This is a genomic window from Desulfosporosinus burensis, from assembly GCF_054657535.1.
In genome coordinates, this window is the sequence record NZ_BAAHYN010000006.1 from 39,107 (window position 1) to 63,083 (window position 23,977).

Annotated in this window: 25 protein-coding genes and 1 pseudogene; 20 read left to right on the forward strand and 6 right to left on the reverse strand. The window is 42.0% G+C overall.

The genetic code is table 11. From position 1 onward, the window contains the following. Positions 1–18: 18 nt before the first annotated feature. From ACYQ3Q_RS11585 to ACYQ3Q_RS11650, 14 genes and pseudogenes are all read left to right on the forward strand, one after another. Positions 19–1,332 carry a cytochrome c biogenesis ResB family protein gene (locus tag ACYQ3Q_RS11585; protein ID WP_459928704.1) on the forward strand — a complete coding sequence of 438 codons (1,314 nt, stop codon included), beginning with the start codon at positions 19–21 and terminating at the stop codon, positions 1,330–1,332. Between the two features lie 11 nt (positions 1,333–1,343). Further along, positions 1,344–2,198 carry a c-type cytochrome biogenesis protein CcsB gene (ccsB, locus tag ACYQ3Q_RS11590; protein WP_459928705.1) on the forward strand — a complete coding sequence of 285 codons (855 nt, stop codon included), beginning with the start codon at positions 1,344–1,346 and terminating at the stop codon, positions 2,196–2,198. Between the two features lie 123 nt (positions 2,199–2,321). Beyond that, the gene (locus tag ACYQ3Q_RS11595; RefSeq protein WP_459928706.1) at positions 2,322–2,960 is read left to right on the forward strand and encodes a precorrin-2 dehydrogenase/sirohydrochlorin ferrochelatase family protein; all 639 of its coding nucleotides are present in this window, start codon (positions 2,322–2,324) and stop codon (positions 2,958–2,960) included. Beyond that, entirely contained in the window at positions 2,936–4,279 is a 1,344-nt protein-coding gene (gene hemA, locus ACYQ3Q_RS11600; protein WP_459928707.1) for a glutamyl-tRNA reductase, read from the forward strand. The genes ACYQ3Q_RS11595 and hemA overlap by 25 nt, the downstream gene beginning before the upstream one ends. Next, on the forward strand, positions 4,276–5,187 hold the full coding sequence (gene hemC, locus ACYQ3Q_RS11605) for a hydroxymethylbilane synthase (protein ID WP_459928708.1): 912 nt from the start codon (positions 4,276–4,278) through the stop codon (positions 5,185–5,187). The genes hemA and hemC overlap by 4 nt, the downstream gene beginning before the upstream one ends. A 327-nt stretch (positions 5,188–5,514) precedes the next feature. After that, a complete protein-coding gene (gene cobA, locus ACYQ3Q_RS11610) occupies positions 5,515–7,029 on the forward strand; it encodes a uroporphyrinogen-III C-methyltransferase (protein ID WP_459928709.1) in 1,515 nt (504 codons plus the stop codon). Then, positions 7,026–8,201: a putative heme d1 biosynthesis radical SAM protein NirJ1 gene (nirJ1, locus tag ACYQ3Q_RS11615; RefSeq protein WP_459928710.1), complete on the forward strand. Its 1,176-nt coding sequence runs from the start codon at positions 7,026–7,028 to the stop codon at positions 8,199–8,201. Before cobA ends, nirJ1 begins: the two co-directional genes overlap by 4 nt. A 20-nt stretch (positions 8,202–8,221) precedes the next feature. Further along, positions 8,222–9,205: a porphobilinogen synthase gene (gene hemB, locus ACYQ3Q_RS11620; protein ID WP_459928711.1), complete on the forward strand. Its 984-nt coding sequence runs from the start codon at positions 8,222–8,224 to the stop codon at positions 9,203–9,205. After that, positions 9,202–10,191 (forward strand): annotated as a pseudogene (gene nirJ2, locus ACYQ3Q_RS11625) (putative heme d1 biosynthesis radical SAM protein NirJ2); the annotation flags it as partial. The gene hemB and the pseudogene nirJ2, both read left to right, overlap by 4 nt. A 6-nt stretch (positions 10,192–10,197) precedes the next feature. Next, the gene (ahbB, locus tag ACYQ3Q_RS11630; protein WP_459929029.1) at positions 10,198–11,220 is read left to right on the forward strand and encodes a siroheme decarboxylase subunit beta; all 1,023 of its coding nucleotides are present in this window, start codon (positions 10,198–10,200) and stop codon (positions 11,218–11,220) included. 15 nt (positions 11,221–11,235) lie between these two features. Continuing rightward, on the forward strand, positions 11,236–12,525 hold the full coding sequence (hemL, locus tag ACYQ3Q_RS11635; protein WP_459928712.1) for a glutamate-1-semialdehyde 2,1-aminomutase: 1,290 nt from the start codon (positions 11,236–11,238) through the stop codon (positions 12,523–12,525). 142 nt (positions 12,526–12,667) lie between these two features. Beyond that, entirely contained in the window at positions 12,668–12,964 is a 297-nt protein-coding gene (locus tag ACYQ3Q_RS11640) for a hypothetical protein (RefSeq protein WP_459928713.1), read from the forward strand. 231 nt (positions 12,965–13,195) lie between these two features. Further along, positions 13,196–13,972: an SDH family Clp fold serine proteinase gene (locus tag ACYQ3Q_RS11645; RefSeq protein ID WP_459928714.1), complete on the forward strand. Its 777-nt coding sequence runs from the start codon at positions 13,196–13,198 to the stop codon at positions 13,970–13,972. Positions 13,973–14,164: 192 nt separating this feature from the next. Beyond that, positions 14,165–14,353: a twin-arginine translocase TatA/TatE family subunit gene (locus ACYQ3Q_RS11650; protein WP_459928715.1), complete on the forward strand. Its 189-nt coding sequence runs from the start codon at positions 14,165–14,167 to the stop codon at positions 14,351–14,353. Positions 14,354–14,429: 76 nt separating this feature from the next. Here ACYQ3Q_RS11650 and ACYQ3Q_RS11655 read toward each other — a convergent pair whose 3' ends face one another. Together ACYQ3Q_RS11655 and ACYQ3Q_RS11660 are read right to left on the reverse strand one after the other, a co-directional pair. Continuing rightward, positions 14,430–14,699 (reverse strand): spore coat protein, encoded by a 270-nt coding sequence (locus ACYQ3Q_RS11655; RefSeq protein ID WP_459928716.1) that lies wholly within the window; start codon positions 14,697–14,699, stop codon positions 14,430–14,432. Positions 14,700–14,720: 21 nt separating this feature from the next. Next, positions 14,721–14,927 carry a hypothetical protein gene (locus tag ACYQ3Q_RS11660; RefSeq protein WP_459928717.1) on the reverse strand — a complete coding sequence of 69 codons (207 nt, stop codon included), beginning with the start codon at positions 14,925–14,927 and terminating at the stop codon, positions 14,721–14,723. Positions 14,928–15,045: 118 nt separating this feature from the next. Here ACYQ3Q_RS11660 and ACYQ3Q_RS11665 point away from each other — a divergent pair, with 118 nt between their 5' ends. Then, positions 15,046–16,116: a tetraprenyl-beta-curcumene synthase family protein gene (locus ACYQ3Q_RS11665; protein ID WP_459928718.1), complete on the forward strand. Its 1,071-nt coding sequence runs from the start codon at positions 15,046–15,048 to the stop codon at positions 16,114–16,116. Positions 16,117–16,255: 139 nt separating this feature from the next. Here the strand turns inward: ACYQ3Q_RS11665 and ACYQ3Q_RS11670 are convergent, their stop codons facing one another. Then, positions 16,256–17,248: a polyprenyl synthetase family protein gene (locus ACYQ3Q_RS11670; protein ID WP_459928719.1), complete on the reverse strand. Its 993-nt coding sequence runs from the start codon at positions 17,246–17,248 to the stop codon at positions 16,256–16,258. Positions 17,249–17,449: 201 nt separating this feature from the next. Here ACYQ3Q_RS11670 and ACYQ3Q_RS11675 point away from each other — a divergent pair, with 201 nt between their 5' ends. Continuing rightward, positions 17,450–17,668, forward strand: a complete 219-nt coding sequence (locus ACYQ3Q_RS11675; RefSeq protein ID WP_459928720.1) for a hypothetical protein — start codon at positions 17,450–17,452, stop codon at positions 17,666–17,668. 239 nt (positions 17,669–17,907) lie between these two features. Here ACYQ3Q_RS11675 and ACYQ3Q_RS11680 read toward each other — a convergent pair whose 3' ends face one another. Beyond that, positions 17,908–19,167, reverse strand: a complete 1,260-nt coding sequence (locus tag ACYQ3Q_RS11680; RefSeq protein WP_459928721.1) for an MFS transporter — start codon at positions 19,165–19,167, stop codon at positions 17,908–17,910. A 521-nt stretch (positions 19,168–19,688) separates the two neighbouring features. Between ACYQ3Q_RS11680 and ACYQ3Q_RS11685 the strand changes: the two genes are divergently transcribed. Next, positions 19,689–20,324, forward strand: a complete 636-nt coding sequence (locus tag ACYQ3Q_RS11685; protein ID WP_459928722.1) for a carbonic anhydrase — start codon at positions 19,689–19,691, stop codon at positions 20,322–20,324. Positions 20,325–20,424: 100 nt separating this feature from the next. Here the strand turns inward: ACYQ3Q_RS11685 and ACYQ3Q_RS11690 are convergent, their stop codons facing one another. Both ACYQ3Q_RS11690 and ACYQ3Q_RS11695 read right to left on the reverse strand, forming a co-directional pair. Next, a complete protein-coding gene (locus tag ACYQ3Q_RS11690) occupies positions 20,425–20,739 on the reverse strand; it encodes a hypothetical protein (RefSeq protein ID WP_459928723.1) in 315 nt (104 codons plus the stop codon). A gap of 224 nt (positions 20,740–20,963) precedes the next feature. Beyond that, positions 20,964–21,170: a hypothetical protein gene (locus tag ACYQ3Q_RS11695; protein ID WP_459928724.1), complete on the reverse strand. Its 207-nt coding sequence runs from the start codon at positions 21,168–21,170 to the stop codon at positions 20,964–20,966. 395 nt (positions 21,171–21,565) lie between these two features. Between ACYQ3Q_RS11695 and ACYQ3Q_RS11700 the strand changes: the two genes are divergently transcribed. The 3 genes from ACYQ3Q_RS11700 (at position 21,566) to ACYQ3Q_RS11710 (ending at position 23,909) form a co-directional block, all read left to right on the forward strand. Then, on the forward strand, positions 21,566–22,489 hold the full coding sequence (locus tag ACYQ3Q_RS11700; protein ID WP_459928725.1) for a DMT family transporter: 924 nt from the start codon (positions 21,566–21,568) through the stop codon (positions 22,487–22,489). Positions 22,490–22,613: 124 nt separating this feature from the next. Beyond that, on the forward strand, positions 22,614–22,793 hold the full coding sequence (locus ACYQ3Q_RS11705; RefSeq protein WP_459928726.1) for an aspartyl-phosphate phosphatase Spo0E family protein: 180 nt from the start codon (positions 22,614–22,616) through the stop codon (positions 22,791–22,793). A 453-nt stretch (positions 22,794–23,246) separates the two neighbouring features. Further along, positions 23,247–23,909 carry a tRNA-uridine aminocarboxypropyltransferase gene (locus tag ACYQ3Q_RS11710; protein ID WP_459928727.1) on the forward strand — a complete coding sequence of 221 codons (663 nt, stop codon included), beginning with the start codon at positions 23,247–23,249 and terminating at the stop codon, positions 23,907–23,909. The last annotated feature ends 68 nt before the right edge of the window (positions 23,910–23,977 follow it).

Genomic DNA, 23,977 nt, shown 5'->3' on the forward strand with positions numbered 1-23,977 from the left:
AGACTGGGAGGTTTAATTATGGAGGAAAATTCAACAGATTTGAGCGAACGCATATGGAAAGTTTTTAGTTCAATGAAGCTTGGACTAGCCCTACTAGGAATAATTGCACTTGTATCCGCAATTGGAACGGTAGTGCCGCAGATTGATCAGGCTCCCGAAAAAGCTGAAAAAGTAAGCGGGCTCTGGCAATTGATGGGGTTCACTCATCTTTATAGTACCGTATGGTTTCGCTTATTGCTTGGTCTATTGTGTATTAATCTCATTGTCTGCAGCCTGCAGCGACTGAGTGGTCTTTATCAACGTACGTTCAAACTAAAACCGCCAACCACTCTTACGCAGGTTCCACAAAAGGTTAGACTTGAGCTTAAAGGTGAGTCGGTCCAACTACGGGAGTCTGTCCAAGAAGTTTTGAAACAAAAGGGATATCATTTTACAGTTAGCGACCAGTCCAATCATTGGAGTTTTATTGCCAGTAAACGCCGCTTAGGTAACTGGGGATCCTTAATCACACATCTTTCCTTTGTAGTTTTAGTGATTGGTGCTTTAGCAGGATCTATCTTAGGATTCAAAGGATATTTCATGGAAGGTTCCGGAAATACCATTCCGATTCAACAAATAGATATCTCCAAAGGTAAGGTTTCTGAAACCTTTAGTGTTCGCATTAATTCTGCGGAGGATCGTTTCTTGCCCAGTGGTGAACGAGATAACTGGTATACAGACATGAGTATTTTAGAAGACGGAAATGAAGTAGCGAGAAAGACATTATCAGTGAATGATCCGTTTGAGTATAAGGGAATTACCTTTTATCAAGCAAATTTTGCAAACGGTGCTAGTTTTACCGCAGATATGAAGGGAAAAAAAATTCCGGTTCTTTTACGTGATCAAGGAAAAACCTACTTTCAGGCTCCAGGGACTGAGCTTTATCTCGTAACAGCGATTAGGTCAGTTTCTTCAAAGAAAGTGGACGTTCTTTACCAAATATACAAAGGCAACGAGGAGAAACCGGTTCAAACCGGACAACTTACGCCAGGGCAAACGGTTGATGTTCAAGGATCCTATCAATTAACGTTTGAAGGCTTAGCAGGATTTACCGGTTTACAAGTCAAGAAGGATCCAGGGGTCGCTATTATTTGGTTAGGATGCGCGTTATTACTTGCTGGGTTATTACTTGCCTTTTACTGGCAACCTGTTGTGATTTCTGGAATGCTTCAATCAGAAACCAATAAACGCGGAACCCTAACCGCGGGGATTTTATCAGGAAAAATGATAGCTAGTAACCACGAAATTTTGCAAAAATTTATGAGTTCTATTGAAGCGGAAAAGATGTCATAGGAGGACAGAAAATGTTAGAAAACCTTGAAATCGCCATGTTTTACAGCTTGCTAATGTCGATCACCTTATGTATGCTGCTATACTTCATTTGCTTAGGCAGCGCGAAAAAAGAATTTATAGGACAGCTTGCTACATATCTGGTGATTGTTGCCATAATCGCCGCCAGCATCGCAATAATTCTTAGAATGGTCATTTCAGGGAATCCGCCACTTACCAATGGCTATGAATTCCTTTTAACGTTCGTTTGGGGGATATTGGTTGTGTATCTGTATGCTGAATATCGCTATAAAATAAGAGCCCTTGGTGCATTTGTCATGCCCATTGCTTTCTTATTATTGATGTTTGTTATTATGACGATGGGGCCAGAGGAACGAATTGCTCAAACGATTCCTCCGGCACTTAAGAGTCAGTGGCTTACCTTTCACGTAGTAACTGCAATTTTTGCCTACGGTGCTTTTGCCGTATCCTTCGGGCTAGGCGTTATGTATCTCTTGAAACTGAATAATGAAGGTACCCATACAAAATCTAATTCTCAGGGTATTGTTTCGCGTTTTCCAGGCTTAGATAAACTGGATGAGCTTGCCTATAAAGTTATCGGATTTGGTTTTCCGTTGTTGACGCTCTGTATTATTACAGGCGCAATATGGGCAAATTATGCTTGGGGAACGTACTGGTCATGGGACCCTAAAGAGACGTGGTCTTTGATTACCTGGATCATTTATGCAGGATACTTACATGCTCGGTTGATGTACGGATGGAAAGGGAAACGGGCGGCCTGGTTTGCAATCTTTGGTTTTGCTGCTGTGTTATTTACATTCTTCGGGGTCAACTACTTTTTAGCGGGGCTTCATTCCTATGCTTCCTAAGATGTTCAAATGCACAACGAAACGTTAACTTTTCTTTTATAAATGTTTTGTTATTGAGCAGGGAAATTGTCATAAAAGAACGAATTGGAATAGGGAGAAAAGTGGAGAAGGTGACTATAGTTTATGTCGCAGTATTATCCAATATTTATGGACCTAAATACTCTACCAGTTTTGGTCGTTGGAGGCGGAAGCATAGCTTTACGCAAGGTTCAAACTCTTTTGCATCATGGAGCTTTGGTACGTATTGTCTCGCCAAGTCTTGTTCGAGAGCTTAAGGAACTGATCGATGAAAAAACATGTTTTTGGGCAGAAAAAAACTATTCCACTGAAGATATTCAAGATGCTATGCTTGTTTTTTCATGTACAGAAGTAGATGAAGTTAATGCTCAAGTGTCTCGTGATGCTAAAGCTCACTATCGGCCGGTAAATGTTGTGGACGACCCTGTAAAATGTAGTTTCATTGTTCCATCAATTATGGAACGTGGAGATCTGAAAATTGCGGTCTCTACAGGGGGAAGTAGTCCCATCGTGGCACGACAAGTTCGCGCTGAGTTAGAAACCGTGTATGGCAATGAGATGGCAGACTATCTCACCCTGCTTAAAAATTGGCGAACTAAAGCTAAGAAAGACTTGTCACCTGAAAAGAGAAGTGTTTTTTGGGATCGCGCTACGGACGGAGAAGTGAGGAAACTCATTAAAGCTCAGCGGTTAGCCGAGGCGGAAGGAGTGGTTGAAACGTGTTTCCTGTCGCTATTGGATTAAATCACCGAAGCGCGCCTGTAGAAATTAGAGAAAAAATGAGTTTTCATCCTTCCCAAATGAAGGAGGCTCTAAAAAGGCTAAAAAGTTACCCAGGGCTAGAAGGAGTTCTAATCCTCAGCACCTGTAATCGTACTGAAATTTACGCCGCCACAACCGAGGTTGAGGTGGGGATTGTTTCCATTAAAAAGTTCTTGGCTAGCCAACATGGGATCGAGGAGAAGGTGTTTAATCAATACTTATATGTTCACACCTTATATGATGCTGTGCGCCACTTATTTCGGGTGACTTCCGGTTTAGATTCCATGGTTCGGGGAGAGACTCAAATCATAGGACAGGTTGCTAGTGCCTATGAACAGGCGAATGAGGCAGCTGTCACCAATAAAGCAATTAACGTTTTTTTCCAGACTGCCCTAGCCGTGGGTAAACGGATACGCACGGAAACCTTAATAGACCAGCACCCGGTATCGATCAGCTATACTGCGGTAGAGCTTGCCAAACAACAATTTGGAGAACTGGCAGGCAAAGGAATTTTGATCATGGGAGCTGGGGAAATGAGTACTCTGACTGCTAAAAACCTGGTTGCAGCCGGAGCTTCAACGGTCTTGGTCTCTAATAGGTCCTATGAAAAAGCCCTTAACCTGGCCCAAGAAATTTCTGGTCGTGCTATTCGGTATGATGATATGGATCAATACTTAGAAGAAGTAGATATCGTGATTTCTGCCACGGCTTCCAAACATTTTGTCTTGTTACCCCAACGTATTCAAGAAGTTATGGCGAAACGAAAAGAACGTCCTATGCTGCTGATTGACATTGCGGTACCGCGTGACATTCATCCAGAAGTAGGAGACATTCCCTTTGTTACATTATTTGATATCGACGATCTACGAGGGGTTATTGATCGCCATCATCAGGAACGTGAACTAGCGGCTCTAAATGCAGAGAAAATTATTGATGAGGAAATGGGACACTTTCTCAAATGGCATAATTCGTTGTTTGTTGTTCCGACGATCGTCGCGTTGCAGCAAAAAGGGCAAAAAATTAAAGAATTACAGCTTGAGCGCGCCTTTGAACGCTTAAGCGGTTTAACGTCTAAACAAGAAAAAATCGTCCGTTCGATGGCTAATTCTATCGTCAACCATCTCTTGCACGTGCCCATCACAAATCTCAAAGAGTATGCTTCGACGAGCCAAGGCCATCTTTATACAGAAATTCTACAAAACCTTTTTGATTTGGATGTTGAGGAAGAAGAAAAGCGATCTTCTAAAACCATGAGTCAACATCCCGGACACGTGCACCGTGGGAGGGCAGAAGCCGAATGAAGACCATCAAAATTGGAACTCGTGATAGCCAATTGGCAGTATGGCAAGCCAATTGGGTGAAAACCCAACTAAGTAAGTTTTACCCTAACCTTCAATTTGAGCTCGTTCCTATGAAAACCAAAGGAGATAAGATCTTAGATGTCCCCCTTTCCAAAATCGGGGACAAAGGATTGTTTACCAAGGAATTGGAACTGGGGCTATTGAATGATGAACTTGACATGGCAGTTCATAGTCTCAAAGATATGCCAACCAAGTTGCCAGAGGGGTTAACGATTAGCACTTTTTGCGAACGAGAGGAACCGAGGGACGTTTTTTTAAGCAAGAACGGGATGACTCTCGAGGAATTACCCTCTGGGGCGATGATCGGTACAAGCAGTCTGCGGCGAAAAGCCCAACTCAAAAACTATCGGCCCGACCTAAATTTTATGGATCTACGTGGAAATCTTCAAACACGCTGGAAGAAGTTACAAGAGTCTGAGATGGATGGGATTGTACTTGCGGCGGCAGGTGTGAAACGGCTTGGCTGGGAAGAGCGAATCACTCAGATTCTGCCAGAAGAGATTATGCTTTCTGCGGTTGGACAAGGGTCAGTCGCTATTGAAATTGTGGAGAAACGCTCTGATATTCATGAATTACTGTCTCCGCTTAATGATATTGCTACGGAACAGGCAGTTCGTGCTGAACGTGCTTTAATGCGCAAACTTGAAGGCGGTTGTCAAGTCCCCATTGGAGCTTTAGCTCAAGTTGTAAATGGACAGATTATACTTCGAGGGATGGTAGCGAGCCTAGATGGAGTCCACTTGATTAAAGCGGAAGCCCAGGGCGTTGACCCTGAAGCGGTGGGTATCGAGGTCGCCAATCGATTGGTTGACCAAGGGGCCTTAACCATACTTGCGGAAATACGATAGGGAACTTGCGTTACAACGCTCACCTCGTAATGTCGTGGGCCAAACTAGGGCTCAAGCGGTTTTATGAAAGAGGGCGGGGCGAAACACATGTGTTTCGGCCAAAGCGGCGGCAGTGTGCTATGCCATCCTTGGCGCACTCTGCACTAGGCACGTCCTGTGCCGTCGTCCATGCCCCATGGCCGGCGGATCACGTCCTGTGTTCCGCCCCGCTGTCGCATGCACGGCAGGAAAAGGACGTGTCTCGCGGTGCTTCGCTATTTAAAGATACTTCAATCTAGCATATAATATAATAAAGCTTTGTAACATGATTGAATAGGAGTGTTAGGTTTGAGTAAGGGATATGTATTTTTAGTCGGTGCAGGTCCAGGAGATCCGAAGTTGATAACCCTTAAAGGGTCAGAATGTATTGCTAAAGCAGATGTCTTAGTCTATGATCGCTTAGCTTCGCGACGCCTTTTAACGTTAGCCCGCCCGGATTGTGAACTTATTTATGTCGGAAAATCTCCAGATCGCCACACCCTTAGACAAGAAGAAATTAACCAAGTCCTTGTCGATAAAGGCCTAGAAGGAAAAATTGTGACTCGCCTGAAAGGGGGAGATCCTTTTGTTTTTGGTAGGGGAGGTGAGGAAGCAGAAGCTTTACTCAAGGCAGGCATTCAGTTTGAAGTGGTACCAGGCATCACTTCCGCGATTGCTGTCCCAGCCTACGCTGGTATCCCAGTCACACATCGAGATTTAACAACCTCGTTTGCAGTCATCACGGGACATGAAGATCCCACCAAAAATGAAACAACCATTCATTGGGACCACCTTGCCCAATCACACGGAACCCTTGTTTTCCTGATGGGTATGCAGAATCTGCCTATGATTTCTCAGAAACTGATGGAAAATGGCAAAAAGCCAACAACTCCAGTGGGAATTATCCAATGGGGTACTCGGCCGGAGCAACGTACCCTCGTGGGGCAACTGGATACTATTGCAACTGAGGTTAAAGAACAGGGTTTTACGAACCCTTCTATCATCATCGTCGGAGATGTCGTAACATTACGAGAAAAACTCCAGTGGTTTGAAAAGAAACCACTGTTTGGACAACGGATCATTGTAACTCGGGCACGCCATCAGGCGAGCGAGTTATCTCAAGCGATTGAAGATTTGGGAGGAGAAGCTTGGGAATTTCCAATGATTGAAATTGTTCCTCCCTCGGACAACTCGTTTTTGCTAAAAGCCATAGACAATCTTAAAGAGTTCCAATGGCTCATCTTTACCAGTGTTAACGGAGTTGAAGCCTTTTTTGCCGAGCTTAAGCGGCAAGAGCGAGACGTTCGAGATCTGGTGGGCCTGGAAATTGTCGCCATTGGACCTGCTACGAAAGTGGCCATTGAACAAAGAGGATTACGTGCTGCTTATGTACCGGAAGAGTTCCGGGCCGAGAAAATCGTTGAGGGTTTAGCCAGCCGTATATCCTCCGGTCAAAGAGTATTACTGGCCAGAGCAGAAGAAGCAAGAGCAGTTTTGCCAGAATCCCTTAAGTCCATGGGTGTGGATGTCTGGGATGTACCGGTTTATAAGACGGTCATTGGCGGAGCAAACCGTGATGAATTGAAGAGCTTGCTAGGAGATAAAGCGATTCATTCAGTTACTTTTACAAGTTCTTCGACAGTACGTAACTTTATAACTCTAATCGATGGTGACGTCTCTTTATTGGACAATGTTTCGCTCTATTCTATCGGACCGATCACGAGTGCAACTGCTCAAGAACTTGGTCTTACAATTTTCAAAGAAGCAGCTCAATATACTATTAGTGGATTGGTAGAAATATTAGTGGAGGGAAATAAACCATGATCAGCGTAACCAAGCTTTTATTTGATACCGACTATTTCGGAGACTCTCTGCGTTACAATAAAGACTCTCACGGTGCTCGAAACGGAACGACCACACTTTCTGGGCCAGTTGTTGTTTGGAACTCGACCAAGACCTGTAACTTAAAATGTGCACATTGTTATATGGAATCTGATGCTCAAAAATATGAAGGAGAAATGGGCACTGAAGAAGCTAAGCGCTTTATTGATGACCTTGCTGAATTCAAATCTCCCGTTCTACTTTTCTCCGGAGGCGAGCCGCTTATTCGGCCAGATTTTTTCGAACTTGCCGAGTATACAATTTCTAAAGGGCTTCGGGCAACACTCTCTACCAATGGCACATTGATTACGCCTGAAGTGGCGAGGCGCATTAAAGACATTGGGATCTCCTATGTTGGGATCTCACTGGACGGGCTTGCAGATGTTAATGACAAGTTCAGAGGAAAAGAAGGTGCCTTTAAGGCGGCAATGCAAGGAATTCAAAACTGTGTCGCTGTGGACCAAAGGGTAGGTCTTCGTTTTACAATTAATCACCACAATATTAAAGAACTAGACAAGATCTTTGATTTCATAGAAGAAGAAAATATTGACCGGGTTTGCTTTTACCATCTGGTCTATTCGGGCCGTGGTAACCAAATGATCGCAGAAGATGTAACGCGGGAAGAATCTCGTCAGGCGATGGATACGATTATTCGTCGGACTCGAGACTTCGAAGCACGCGGCCTGAAAAAAGAAATTCTTACCGTCGATAACCATTGCGATGGAGTATATATGTACATCCAAGCGTTAAAAGAAGATCCGACCAGGGCCGAAAGAATCAAGCATCTAATTGGTTTCAATGGCGGAAACCGTTCGGGTATTGCCTTCGGTGAAGTTGACCCATTAGGGAACGTCCACCCAGACCAATTCACTCAACATATCTCGTTTGGAAATGTCCGCGAACGCAAAATTGCAGAGATCTGGACAGATGTGACCCATCCCATCTTATCAGGACTAAAGGACCGTAAAGCCCTACTCAAAGGACGCTGTGCAGCCTGTCAATACCTAGACATGTGTAACGGTAATTTCCGGACCCGTGCCGAAGCCGTCACCGGAGACTTCTGGGAATCCGATCCAGCATGCTACTTGACGGACGAAGAAATCGGAATTAAGTGATCATTTAGGAGGTTCTAACCATGGAACTTAAAAGGCGCCCCCGCCGTTTACGGGCCAATGAAACCATTCGAAACATGGTACGGGAAAACCATGTCAGAGTTGAGGACTTAATATACCCTATGTTTGTTATGCCGGGTGAGAAAAAAAAGGTGGAGATTTCCTCCATGCCAGGCGTTTATAACTTTTCACTCGATGAATTCGTGATAGCACTTCAAGAGGTTGTGAAACTAGGGATCCCAGCCGTCTTGCTCTTCGGAATTCCGGAGAGCAAGGATGATGTGGGGTCAGGTGCTTACCATGAACACGGGATTGTTCAAGAGGCTGTACGTTTAGCCAAAAAGCATTACCCCGAACTCTACGTAATTACAGATGTCTGCCTGTGCGAATATACGGATCACGGGCATTGCGGCTTAATTGAGAATGGGCAAGTCCTGAACGATCCAACCCTAAAACTGCTTGCTCAGGCCGCTCTTTCCCATGCCCAGGCTGGTGCAGACATGGTTGCCCCGTCGGATATGATGGATGGGCGAGTTGCTGCAATCAGGGAAGGGTTAGACAAAGAAGGATTTTCTCATATTCCCATTATGGCTTATTCAGCGAAGTTTGCCTCCGGTTTTTACGGACCTTTTCGGGAAGCGGCAGGATCAACCCCTCAGTTTGGAGATCGTCGAACCTATCAGATGGATCCTGCCAATGGCAATGAGGCCATGCGGGAGACGGAGTTAGATATTGAAGAGGGTGCCGACCTGATTATTGTAAAGCCCGCCATGGCTTATGGAGATATTATCTATCGTACCAAAGAGAAATGCGGAGTGCCTGTTGCTGCGTATAATGTCAGCGGTGAATACGCGATGGTAAAAGCGGCCTCAGCGAACGGCTGGATTGACGAGAAACGTATTGTCATGGAGGCGTTGATAAGCATGAAGCGGGCAGGAGCAGATTTGTTGATTACCTATCATGCCTTAGACGTTGCAAATTGGCTTAGGGAGGGGGGACATGTATGATCGTTTCTTGGAATACCACGAATGCCTGTAATATGTATTGTGACCATTGTTACCGTGATGCCGGATGCCAAGCAGAAGACGAACTCAATACCGCCGAAGCCAAGACCTTGCTTGAGCAAATTGCTAAAGCTGGTTTTAAGATTATGATTTTTAGCGGCGGAGAGCCTCTGATGAGGACGGATATCGTAGAATTAGTGGCTTACGCGACGTCACTGGGGTTACGCCCTGTCTTTGGCACGAACGGCACTCTAATAACCCTAGAACTGGCCCAGCAACTAAAAGAGGCTGGTGCTATGGGTATGGGTATTTCCTTAGACTCTCTGGACAAGCAAAAACATGATGAATTCCGCAAATTTCCTGGGGCGTGGGAGGGCGCGGTTCGGGGAATGAAAATCTGTAAAGAAGTTGGCCTCCCGTTCCAAATTCACACGACGATTATGGATTGGAATGCGCATGAAGTGGAAGCAATTACAGATTTTGCGGTCGAATTGGGTGCCGTTGCCCACCATTTCTTTTTTCTTGTTCCAACAGGCCGAGCGGTCTCGATTGAAGAAGAGACCCTCAAGGCGGAGGCCTATGAGGAAATGCTAACTCGAATTATGAAAAAACAGCAAACCGTCGATATTGAACTAAAGCCAACCTGTGCCCCTCAGTTTATGCGTATCGCTAAACAAATGGGTATCGATATGCGCTTTAGTCGGGGTTGTTTGGCAGGAACACACTATTGCATCATCGGACCCAAAGGTCAAGTCCAACCTTGTGCTTATTTAAATATCCCGTTAGGGGATGTTCGGGAGACGCCGTTTGATGAAATTTGGCGTAACCATGAAGTTTTTAATACTCTGCGTACACTCGATTATAAAGGCGGTTGCGGTTCCTGCGGGTTTAAGCGCGCCTGTGGTGGTTGCCGTGCACGAGCCGCGTTCTATAATGAAGGGGATTACATGGCGGAGGAACCTTGGTGCTTATACCACGGGAGGAAGGGATTTAGTATGGATTCAATAGATCGAGCCCTACTGAATGCCATCCAAGACCGTTTTCCGATTGCCGTTCATCCCTACCAGATCCTCGGAGAAGCTGTAGGGACGACAGAGGACGATGCTTTTAAACGAATTCAAAGGCTTCGGCAAGAAGGAATTATTCGCCGTTTAGGCGGAATCTTCGATTCTCGCAGTTTAGGGTACTATAGTACCTTATGCGCGGCGAAGGTTCCAGTAGAGAAGATTCCCATCTTAGCCAATCTTTTAGAGGGCATTCCTGGAGTGACTCACAACTATATTCGTAACCACGAGTATAATGTCTGGTTTACGCTTATTGCCCGTTCTCAGGCTATCGCTGAAAGTATCCTTCATACTATTCGCGAAGTCTCTGGAGTACCGAACGTGTTTAGCCTTCCAGCCATTCGATTGTTCAAAATAAATGTTAATTTTGATTTTGACTTATCCGACGAGGAATCGTCGCCTGAAGAAGGTCTAGATACTTTCGGAGATGCCGATTTACGCAGTGCACAAAAAGAAAACGTATTTCCTTATAACTTAACCAACGAAGACATCGCCCTGATTCGAGTGCTCCAGGGGAATCTGCCAGATTCCCCGACTCCCTTCACTGTCCTGGCTGAAAAGCTCCAGTGGCCTGTAGAAAAGGTTATTGCTTGTGCAAATCGTCTATTAAATGCCGAAGTTACTCGCCGGTTTGGCGCCGTGCTGCGACATCAGAAAGCAGGCTTCGTCGCCAATGCCATGGGGGTTTGGCAGGTTAATCCTGAAGAGGCAGCTGAGGTTGGGGAAATAATGGCACGCTTTAAGGAAGTTAGCCATTGCTACCAAAGACCAACCTTGCCCGATTGGCCGTACAACCTCTTTACTATGATCCATGGACGAACTGTTGAGGATTGCGGAGAAGTCATGAGGAAGATTTCTCTGGCAACCGGGGTAAAGACATATTCTATGCTTTTTAGTACAGCGGAATTAAAAAAGAGCAGTATGCAATATTTTCTAGAAGAAGAGATAAACTAGAAAGGGGGCATTCACATGAATTTTGTGAATGAAAAAAGCCACCAAGCATTTCTCCGGGCCCAGAAGGTTATTCCAGGGGGCGTAAATTCACCAGTAAGGGCCTTTAAATCCGTAGGGCGTGATCCGGTATTCATAGACCGGGGTGAAGGTGCTCATATTTGGGATATCGATGGCAATCGTTATCTTGACTTCGTCGGTTCTTGGGGTCCACTGATCGTCGGACATGCCCACCCGAACGTGGTCGAGGCCATCAAGCGAGTGGCAGAGCGAGGAACGAGCTATGGTGCTCCTACCGAAGTTGAAAGCGAATTATCTGAAGAAGTTCTGAGGGCCTTTCCATCTATGGAGATGGTACGCATGGTTAACTCTGGAACGGAAGCCACGATGAGTGCTTTGCGCTTAGCACGTGGCGTTACAGGCAGAACTAAAATCGTCAAATTTGAAGGATGTTATCATGGGCACTCCGACCAGCTCTTGATTAAGGCGGGAAGTGGAGCTCTGACCTTTGGGGTTCCAACCTCACCAGGAGTTCCAGCTCAAACCGCGGCCACCACAATTTCCGCTCGTTTTAATGACCTTCAAGGGTTAAAAGATATTTTTCAGAGTGAAGGGGAAGAGATCGCAGCTGTGATTCTCGAACCCGTCACAGGAAATATGGGTGTGGTCTTACCCGAAGAAGGGTTCTTACAGGGAGTTCGCCAATTAACAAAAGAGCATGGAGCGTTACTGATTTTTGACGAAGTGATGACTGGTTTTAGGGTTAGTTATGGTGGAGCACAGGCCTATTTTGGGATTGATCCGGATTTAACTTGCCTAGGTAAAGTGATTGGCGGCGGACTTCCAGTTGGAGCCTACGGCGGGAAACGCCGTTTTATGGAACAAATTTCTCCTAGTGGCCCAATCTATCAAGCGGGAACCCTTTCGGGTAATCCGTTAGCGATGAACGCCGGATTAGCGACCTTAAGGCTGTTACAACAACCGGGAACCTATGAAGCCTTAACAAGTAAAACAACCCGACTGGCTGAAGGTTTAAAACAACTCGCCCAAGAGGCTGGACTCCCCCTTTGGGTGAATACCATCGGGGCCATGTTTTCCCCTTTCTTTACAGACGTTCCAGTCAAGGATTTTGCTAGCGCCTGCACATCAGATGTCGAGCGTTTTGCCAAGTACTTCCGCGGAATGTTGGAACATGGTATTTACTTAGCCCCCAGTCAATTTGAAGCCGTCTTTTTATCCACGGCACATACAGAATCAGACATTGACCAAACATTAGAACAAGCCCGAACAGTGCTTAAAACACTCTAGCAAAATCGAGGCCCGAAACACGATGCACGATGTTCGAATTAGTATGTTTTTTAAATGAAAACAAGTTAGTAATGTTTTAGAATTGTGTAGGATTGCTCAAAGAAGTGAAAAACTCTGTGGATTAAAAGGGGTGCCTTCCTGAATGGAACGCAAACGCATCATAAGAACTCTTATCACGTTCAGCTTATTGGCGGCTTTGGTAGCGATACTTTATATTTCGCAGACTAGGGATTCTTCAAATCCGCATGCCTCAATTCCAAAAGATATCTGGATCAATGGACCCAAAGGGCATGGTTACGCTGTCTTAAACAATCAACAGCCTTGGAAACAATGTTATACCTGTCATGAAAAGAAAGGGCTTGGTGGCGAGTCATATTGCCAGAGCTGTCATGATCAAGCAGGCTTAACGAAAGACGTTATACCTAAAAAGCCTGAATAATACCGGGCCAAATTATTAATCTCAAGTAGTACCTCCTTGTTAATACTAAGTTAACAAGGAGGTTAGTTCTATGTAAGATCGATTCTATAGGTTATTTTCCCAGGGGTAATTGCAAAGATCTATGCAGAAACTTTCACCTAATAAAACATTATATATGTTCTCTCAGTACTCACCATGCAGGGAATAATGGAATAATATGGTATGTGAGGATGGGGCTGGGAGGTAATTGGTTTGGAAGCTGAGGAACGGCATGCTTATATTAAGCGTTTAGAAGAATTGCGGGATTCCAAAGTCTTAGTCTATTTTTCTTATACACCACTTGATGACACAATTTTAGTCCCTCTCTATAAACAACTAGCGGAAATCGGTCATACTCAAAGAATTGACCTAATTCTGCATAGTTATGGGGGGTGTGTGGATACTCCTTATAAGGTTGTCATGCTAATCCGAGAGTTTTGCGAAGAGTTCGCTGTGATTGTGCCGTTTGTTGCTAAATCAGCGGCTTCAATGCTTGTCCTTGGAGCAGATGAAGTCGTTATGGGACCTTTCTCCGAACTTGGACCGATTGACCCTCTTGTCAAACATCCAGTTTATAAGGATGTGTTGATACCGGTTCAGGCAGTTTGGCATTGTCTGGATTATTTAAAACGTTCCATCAGCAACTGTGCTGATTTGGAAGTGGCAGCTTTACTTGTGACGCCACTGTTAAACATGCTTGATCCTTGGCTCATTGGAGACTATGAAAAAACCGTCAAGGCATCCCGGCAATATGCGGAAACTTTATTATCACGCTATATGTTGAAAGATCTTCCAGAACAAGTTCAGAATGTAACTCAAGCATTAACTGAAGGATACTTTTCGCATGGATATCCAATCGGTCGTCGGGAGGCCAAGAACCTAGGCTTAAAAGTAACTGAAGCACAAGGCGAACTTTGGGAAATAATCTGGAAATTGTATCTTGGATATGAAAGCCTTTTCCAGGAAAAAGAAAGTAAGCACCCTTACTAAACAAATGTTCATAAATTATCAATAAGCCTATTAAGAAACTTGTGGATCATTTGTCAGATCTAGAAAGTTTCCATTAAAAAGATCTTGCGTGTTGTCCTTCAATACGATAGGATAAACATAGACAGATTTGCTAATTCTATAAAGTATACATTATTTTATGGGATTGGTTGTTAATGATGGAGGTGGACAATTTTGCTAACAACGTTTGGATTAATCACACCTATGACAGCAGGTATTGTTCTTGTCATTGCTTTAGTGATTTTCGGACCAGGAAAGTTGCCGGAATTAGGAAAAGCACTGGGTAAAGGGATTAAAGAATTCAAATCTTCCAGTGAGGGAGATAAAACCGAAGACATAAAAGAAGTTAAATCAGAAAAGTGAGAGATATACAAAGACGGAGCTATTTTAGCTCCGTCTTTGTATTAAGATTAGAGTTATAGGATAATACTCTTAATTATCAAACCTGTAACGAATTAAACTTATCCTTAACTTTTTGAACTTCTTGAGCTTGAGCATCGCTGGTAGGATACCAACCTTTTTGATTCATTAAATTGTATATATTTTCATGAATACTATGTTCTTCATTGAGAATATCTTTTAAGTTTTGCCTTAAATTAGAGCAGGTTGATTCAGTGATAAAGGTATTTATCGTGGAAGTATGGTGTTTCTCGGACGTAAGCAGGTCAGTTACAATTTCTTGTTCTGTTAGGATAGATTGCATTGTCATATATAACCCTTCCTTTCATAATTATTGGTGTGAATTTAGATAATTAAGCAAGGTATCATAATGCTTTCGATGTTGCCCAGACATGTTTGCTAGTTGTGAACTTATTGCTTGGTCTTGAACGGATTGTGCAGCTTGGGCGAACTTATGAACAAGTAGTGCTTCCGCCCCGATTTGGTCGTTTAAGATGGCTAAATTTTTAGCAGTTAACTCAGGTTTTGAATTATTCATGATAATTCTCCTTTCGATCTATGTAACAGATATAGAATTGCCCGAATGAGGATATAGTATGTATGTATGTATGTATGTATGTATGTATGTATGTATGTTTTTTGAAAGGGATTGAAGGATGCTTAATTTAAACCATAGAACCATTAGTCCAGTAAAGCTGATTTATCAATATGTCTCAAAGGTTTTTCCCTTGGTTAAACGAGAACTTGAAGGTTGGCAATGTTTAGCCGCCCAGTTAACTGATGCCCGCTTGAGTAGGCAAGCAACGGAGAGTATCCGCACCAAAGCATTTCATTGCCAAGGAGGAAGTATTTATGCACTTTACCCTGGCGTGGATTTGGAAGCCACTATTCAATTCATTGTTGCTTATCAAACTATGAGTGATTATCTTGATAATTTAGTCGACAGCCTTGAGATTCGAGATGAAAAAGCATTTGCTCAATTGCACTTAGCCATGCATGAAGCCTTAAACCCACAAGCGGTTCCATCAGATTACTACGAGTATTATCCTTATCGAGAAGATGGAGGGTATCTAGTACGGTTGGTTACAACCTGTCAGAATAGCCTAAAAGGCCTTCCCTCCTACGACATAGTTCAAGAGGAAGGGATAGGGCTCGCTAAGCTTTACTCGTGCTTACAGACCTATAAACACTTAGCGATTGAAGAACGAGAATCGAAAATGTTAGACTGGATCAGGCCAAACTTATTGAGCGATTCGAAGATAACAGCCTGGGAATTTGCTGCGGCATCAGGGTCAACCCTAGGGATTTTTTGTCTATACGCTGCCGCTTTCGATCCGCAATTATCAGTAACCCAAGGCAAGGAAATCAAGCAAGCTTACTTTCCATGGATTTGCGGGCTTCACATATTAATGGACTATTTTATTGATTTGCGCGAAGATAAAGAGACGAATCAATTAAATTTTGTAGCTTATTATGAACATAACGAAATGCTCCACGAGCGGCTTCAACTCTTTGTTGAAAATTCTTTTACTCAAGCGGAAAAGCTTGAGTATCCAAAGTTTCATCGCATCGTTGTTCAAGGACTTTTAGCCATGTATTTGTCTGATGAAAAAGGCAGCGACAGAGAAATACGGTCCATAAGTAAACAACTACTAAAGGATAGTGGATGGGAAGTAAATCTGCTCTTCAGGTTATGTCGTCTTTTAAGAAAAGGGAAGGCATTATAAGGATAAGGCAAGGAACACCTTGGCTTGAAGCAGTAAACGGAGACCTGTAGCTTGGGTACAACTAGAGAGCCCTCCAATGGTTAGAATAAACATCTAAACCATTGGAGGGTATTTCTGTAAGCAAATATGTGAGCAAAAGTTATGTTTGACGGTATAAGATGGAATCGGCCAATTCAGTTAAGGTTGATTTATAGGGACTTAAGGGGATTGTAGTAAGACAAGCTTTAGCAATATCGATACATTGGGTAGCAGTCGCCTGAGCCTGCTCTAGACATCCAGTACGAATAAGAGCTTCCTTAATACTTTGAGTGCCTTGTGCAGATACCATACGAGTACTCAGAATTTCTTTGAGCCAATTCCCATAGATAGGATTATCTAAAAGGTAAAGCAAGGGAAGCGTTACGTTTCCATTCATGATATCCGCTCCAACAGGTTTGCCTAGGGAACTTGAATCTCCACTAATATCAAGAATGTCATCAGTTATCTGATAGGCATAGCCAACGTTTAGTCCGTAGTCCCTCATTAAAACAATTTCTTCTGAATCAGCACCAGCAAGGTAGGCACCGGACTGACAACAAGCTGCCAAAAGAATACCCGTTTTATTGGCGATGCGATTAAAATAGTGTTGTATTCCTGCTAGACTTGAGAATTGATCATTTGCTTGATTAACTTCTCCGTGACACATGGCTTGAATTGCTTCGACGAGGTAAGTCATACTGTTTAGCAGCCGGTGAGTCGTTAGAATATTAAAGGCTTCAGCAAAGAGGTAATCACCGGTAAGTATTGCTGCATGGTTACCATATAATGAATTTACGGTTGGCTTCCCACGTCGAGTAGCAGATTCATCAATCACATCGTCATGAATCAAAGAAGCCATGTGAATAAGTTCTGCCGCAACAGCTGCTTGGATCATCGCTGGATTAAGGGGAGCAATACACAGACCACTATAAAGGGTGAGGAGCGGTCGGATCCGTTTGCCTCCCGATTGCAATAAGCTAACGCAGGTTTCTTTAATTAGGCCATCAGCTTTTTCGAGCACGATCTGTAACTGATCCTCCACGAAGAGCAATTCCGTATACGGAGGCATGGGGATTGTTGGGTCCGGGTTGGTATAAAGTTGTTGTATACTCATAACATCGCCTCTGTCCTCTATCAAAAATTAGTTTAGCTTTATTATTATGTCTAAAAGAACATGATTGGATACCTATGTTTAGAGAAGTTTTCCAACCTGATCCACAATATATGCGAGTAATAATAGTTCTATAGGGAAATCTATAATGTTGGAAGGAATCTCAAATGAGACTTAAAACTAACATAGAGGAGGCAATAAGTAATGAGTAATGAAAATAACAAGGAGCATGCTTCCCAACTAAACCGCCAGCCTTGGGAGCCTGCAGGGGTAGTGAGCGTTGTGAATGATGAAAGTACACCTAAGTATGGCAAAGACGGGCGCAAAAACGCTAAGGGGGGAATGCTTACATTAGAAGTCGATGAAATAGTTCATAATAAGCAGATTATGGAAGGAAGCCAAGATCAATTCCACACTAAATAATTAAAGGAAAACCCAGCTCGTGACCAACTACAGGGCACGAGCCGGGTTTTCCTTAGGATGTCTTAATCAGGACATAGATAATCTGAGGTGATCGTGAATGACTAAATATAGCGTATGGAAGGACCTAATCAAACCAACCATCTATGCCTACCTGCTTGCGTGTGCTATCCCTGGCGTGATTGCAGGAGCTTATTTGCTATATAGTAAGTACTTTTAATTTATGAAGAGAAGAACTTAAGTTAGAGCCCGGCTTTAGATACTGGCACTTCCTGCTGCTTAACCTTAAATATGAACGTCAATATTCCAATCGAAGAAATTGTTAAGATTCCACTGATTAAAAAGGCATTTTCCGCGCCAAGCTTACCAGCTACAAAGCCAGCAAACATATTTCCTATGGGGGTTGAACCAGCAAATACTAAAGAATAGACGCTCATTACTCGACCACGGTACTCATCTTTTGAGGTGATTTGCAGAGTTGAGTTGGCATTTGTAGTAAACCATATAGTAGCTACCCCTCCTAGAAGCAGAAGAATTGCAGTGTAATAATATGTTTTGGTGAAGCTAATTAAAATAAACATGATCGAGACCATCAGAGTACTAAAAATAAGAATCTTAGAATGGGGACCAATTTTACTCTTTATGGACACCATTATAGCCCCTAATAATGATCCGACCCCAAGAGTTGACATCAATAAACCATAGACCTGTTCCCCTTGATGAAGGACATCTTTTGTGAATACCGGAAGAAGGATATTAAAGTTAAAGACGAATAAACCGATGACTAGAACCATGAGGATTGTCCGTAGCAAAGAGGGTTCTCGTGAGATATAGCTTAATCCGTCCTTGATTTCCTTTAACATGGTGTTGGAGGCTTTTTTTCTAACATAGGGACTCACCTTGATCTTAAGTAAGCTAATTAGGACTGCTATATAGCTTACTCCGTTTAGGAAAAAGCACCAACCCGCTCCAAAAGACGCCATAATTAGAGCGCCGATTGCCGGACCAATGATTCTTGCCAGATTAAACGTCGCAGAATTCAAGGCGATCGCACTGAGTAAATCGTTTTTGCCAGCCATTTCATATGTAAACGCTTGTCGAGTAGGTAGATCAATCGTATTACAACAACCTAAAATGAAGGCTAGCAGTAGAATATATTCATACTTCACAGTGTGTGTGAAAACCAGTAACGAGAGAGTAAAGGCTAAAATCATCGAGATAAGCTGCGTCAATAGGAGTATAGTCCGCTTCGGATATTTGTCAATAACTACACCAGCAAATAAAGAAAAGAACGTGATCGGTAAAAATTGAGTCGCTCCCAATAGCCCCAAAAGTAAGGGCGAGCCGGTAAGAGAGTAGACCAGCCAGGTCTGCCCAATGTTTTGCATCCATGTACCAATCAAGGAGACGCATTGACCAAGCCAATATATTCGAAAGTTGTCATGAGTTAAGGCGGGGAAACGGAGCCTAATCAGGTCGTTAAGATAGGTAATAATATTCATTTAGATAACACCTTTTTTCATTGAGGTTAAGTGATTATGTCTCAGTGTTATTATACCTATTAAGTATATCACAATCTTAAGAACCCGGTACAGTAGAGGATATATGAAAGTATGTAGAACTGATTATAGGATTTTGGCTAAAAAATATCTAATGTGGTAAAATTTAATTAATGTATTACAATATCTAATGATTAAAAACAGAATTATTAATTGTATATATATTTGAATTTTCAGACAAATACTGGATTAAGATCATAAACACGGCGTATATTGCACCTTTTTGATAATTAAATATTTCTTAAATTACAATTAAATACAATTTAGAGATATTTTACCATACATAATTTAAATAGATGCCATATTGACGTTCTATGCTCATAATGATAACCTTCAATTATGGGATAATAAGAAATCTCTCATTTTCTGTAGTTGATATGTAGGGCCGTAGAAAATTAAACTTATAATATTGGAGCGCCACCTATGTGATTTGATTAATTGACAATAAATTTGGAGGTTATTAAATGGAGAGTATCTTAGCAGGAGTCATTAAATTTAGAACTCAAGACTACGAAGAACATAAAAATTTGTTTTGTAGACTGAAGAATCGGCAGGAACCCCATACCTTATTTATTGCATGTTCAGATTCAAGGGTAGTACCGGAATTAATTACAAAATCCCTACCAGGAGAATTATTCGTAGTCAGAAATATCGCGAATATTATTCCTAAATATCATCAAGTACCCGAGGATTTAATGGTTTCAGCAACAACTGCCGCCATAGAATATGCCGTCCAGGTACTAAAAGTAAAAAGTATCATAGTCTGTGGTCACTCGAATTGTGGTGGATGCGCATCTATTTATCTGCCAGATACAGTGCTTGATAATATTCCTAATGTTAAGAAGTGGTTAGAGCTAGCTGAAAATGTTAAGACAAGGGTATTAGACGAGTTGGATAGTAAAGATGATCAAATGAAGAGGGAATGGCTCACAGAGCAGATGAACATTGTAGAACAGATCAAGCATTTGTTAACCTACCCCTTTATAGTCGAAAGATTTAACAAGAAAGAGCTTGATATTGTAGGTATGTACTATACGATTGAAACAGGAGAAGTCTTTATCTACAATGCTATAAAAGGATTATTTGAACTAGTAAACTAAAGTTTTGTCTCAGATTTAAGTTCATTGATTTATAGTTAAATTATAAGAAGCCATTACCTTGAGTAATGGCTTCTTAATAGTTTAACTAGCAGTTACAGGATTAGTTTAAGGACTTAACATACTCAGCAACAGCAGTTGATTGCATCTCTTCCCAAGTTTGAAATTGAGTAGTTTGCTTTACAAATGCATCAAACTTTTCATCGAGAAGAGCCATAAATTCCTCTAAGCTGTTCACATTGAATTCTCCGAAGACGAGCAGTTCGCTAAAATTAGCAAATTGTGTGTGCTTTGCCATAAAAGACGGTGTAAACAGATCTTTAAAGCTTACCATAGTAACAGGCTTTTCATTCTCATTGGCGCGTTTTTCAAGATTTTCGGCTAAACTTTCTAAGTCGGATTTCGTCAGGTCAGACATATATTCACCACCTTTCGTGACGTTCTGGCACAGCGCAAATTTGCAGTTGTCAATTATAAGGGTCATAATAGGTTTGCTTGAGCACCAAAACTATTATATTACAAAGTCAGTTATAGTAAAGAAAAAAATAACAAAGTCGAAAACAATCAAGCGGTGGCTAAGTGCCGCCGCTTCTTGATATAGATAATACAAATAGCCTCGATCAAGGTAAGCTATCGTAGTGCTTATTCAGAGTCCTTCTTGAACGATTGTTCTTCATTCCAAAACGTACCACCAGGACTAAAAGCCTCAGTGCTAAGTATTTCCATTTCCCCTTCACGAAGCGCAGTGTTAAAGAATTGCTCAAGGGTAATACCCAACTTTAAACATACATGATTAAACCGTTTGCGTTCTTCATCCGTGACTGGAATCACAAGATATTGACTCTTCAAAATTAAATCACCTCAGATAGATAATTCGCTAAAACTAACGAAAAACCTTCAACAGGGCATGAATATTTTTAATGGAAACACCTCTAAAATAGAGACCAATTTCCAGACACGTCAGGAAGTCTCCCTTTCCCCCGTGTTCATGACGGTTGAAAATTGGTAAACTTAATAAATTCTTAACATGATTACCCTTGAATATTTACAACTATGGTGTATTCTATTAATAGATAGAATATCCTACTTATAGGAAATGAAAGACTACATGAAAAAGCCGAAAAATAGTATGGCCACTGTAGTAAAAAGAACCCCGAAACGCGGGGTCTTTTTGCTGTAATTCAAACCATTAAGTTTTAACACTTGTAAATCTATTGTAATAATACGAAAAATGGGGCTAGTTAATGATTGAACAATTTAATATTCAGACAAAAGGTCTTAAGCTTGGTGGATACATAATACTCCTGTTTTCCTCACTTCTCTTCGGAGGGAATGTTGTAGCAGCTCGATTGATTGCAGGAGATATCCCACCAGTCGCTTTGGCTGTTATGAGGGGGCTGTTCGGACTGTTAGTATTATTTCCGCTAGCCCGGCGTTCCCTACGTCAAAGTCCTACCCCGAGTAGGCAAGATTTATATCGTTTTGCGCTGATGGGATTTCTCGGGATAACAGTCGCTTATGGGGCATTTTTATGGTCAATACAATATAACTCAGCTACAAATGTGTCTGTTTTTTTCGCTACAACTCCGGCAATGACGATTGCACTCTTAGCCCTTGGCTGGGGAATCGTTCCCTCGAAATTACGAGTGCTTGGAATTGCGCTTTCCTTTTCAGGTCTCTTAGTCGTTATTGCTCAAGGGTCTATAACTCGGCTGCTTACTTTAAACTTAAGTTCGAGTGATCTGGTTATGCTGCTAAATATTCTGGGAGTCTCATTATTTTCAATTCTCGGTGAAGGAGTAATGTTAAAATTCTCACCGCTTGTAACAAGTGTCTATTCTCTCTTCTTCGGAACAATTTTCTTGTTACCCTATGGAATATGGGAAATGTTCCACACAAACTGGCATTTTACTGGCGCAAGTATGTTAGTCTTACTGTATATGGGGTGTGTCGTTACTGGAATAGCCGTCTTGTTGAATTTTGAGGGAATCAGCCGAATTGGCAGCGGAAAAGCCGCTATCTTTGGGAATCTGGCACCCATTTTTGGGATATTATTTGCTTGCATTTTGCTCGGGGAACGTTTAGCCTTATATCACTGGGTTGGGGTTACTTTAGTACTTTCTGGGATTGGTTTATGTCTATGGCCCTGGAATTCTAAGAAAGAATGATAGGATTATTAATGAATATTAGGATTCAATGATAATACGGTGCTAAAGATCAAAGAACATTAAGTTGTGGGAAAAATGAGGTAAAGCGGGCATACTAATCCCCAAGTAAGGGGGAGGGATATGTGTGTCTGAACTCGACAGGAAATTAAAACAAATCGAAGAATTACGCTTGAAGATGCTTAAGATAAAAGAGGGTAAATCTTTAACTGATCCGGAAGTCTTAGCTGCTAGTCAGAGGTTGGATATTGTTTTAAATAAGTATCATGACTTGATCATCAAAATGAAAAAAGGTGAAAAATATTGAAGCACCTGAAAACTTCACATATTCTTCACATGAAGGTCACCGAAAGGTAACAAATATTGATTATGATAAATACAATCAAGGGACCTCAGGACTATATTAATGAGAAAGAGATGTATATAGAATGAAATTAATTATTATCTTAGTTTTAATAGGTATGATTCCATCCTTGTTACGGGCCTTACCAAGCGTTGATGAGTACACAGAATAATTATAGTTATGATAAAAGCACTTAAAACCGTCTCATCAAATCCCCTTCAAGGGGATTTTTTATGTTTATATGCAAAAAAGCAGTTTTTACTAGCTGACATTCCTATTGTTTTTGATTATGTTGATAACGGTTACAGTCTGTGCTAGGGTTAACATAGCGAGAATTAAGAGCTGGATTATAGTCTCAAAAAAAGCAGAATGATTACTGCTAAACAGTGAGGACGATTGTTAAGGAGAAGGCAAGAAATGGATGAGTCTTTTAAGGTAAAAAGGTTAACACGCTTATATGAAAGCTGTAACCGATGCGGTTTGCCAGTATTAACTTGCATATGCAAGATTGTTTCTCCCATCAACACGAAAGCAAAGTTTTGGATCATTGCGAGTAAACGAGAATTATATAGGCCTTCAAGCACGGGAAGGTTACTGAAGTTAATAAATCCTAACTCAACTGAGATTTTTTTATGGGAACGGACCCATCCTTCACCAAAACTGTTAGAAAATATCGCTAATCATCGAGGGAACACTTATTTAGTATTTCCAGCAGAGAGTGAGGAATTAGCGGCCAAAACAGTTAATAAGGTTGAGGAAGGAGTCGTCGCATTTATTCTTATTGATGGTACCTGGAAGGAAGCGAGAAGGATATTTCGGAAGAGCGACTATTTAAAGGATTTACCGCTTGTTTCCATTAAGCCAGCTTGTGAATCTAAATTTAGCTTGCGACGAGGTAGCGTTAAAGGTACTCTTTGTACTATAGAGGCTGCTATGGAAATTCTTAAGTTGACTGATGAGATAGAACAAGAGCAGATCATTGGGGAATATTTTAACGTATTCCTTAACCATTTTAAAGCTGGCATTAGCTCGCACTTACCGAGAGATTATGTACCTTCGTATAGTACGTCCGATATTTGAAGAGGATTATGGTGATAAGTCGTGAAACAAATAGTAGTGCATAGAAAAATACCACAATTCAAATGCTA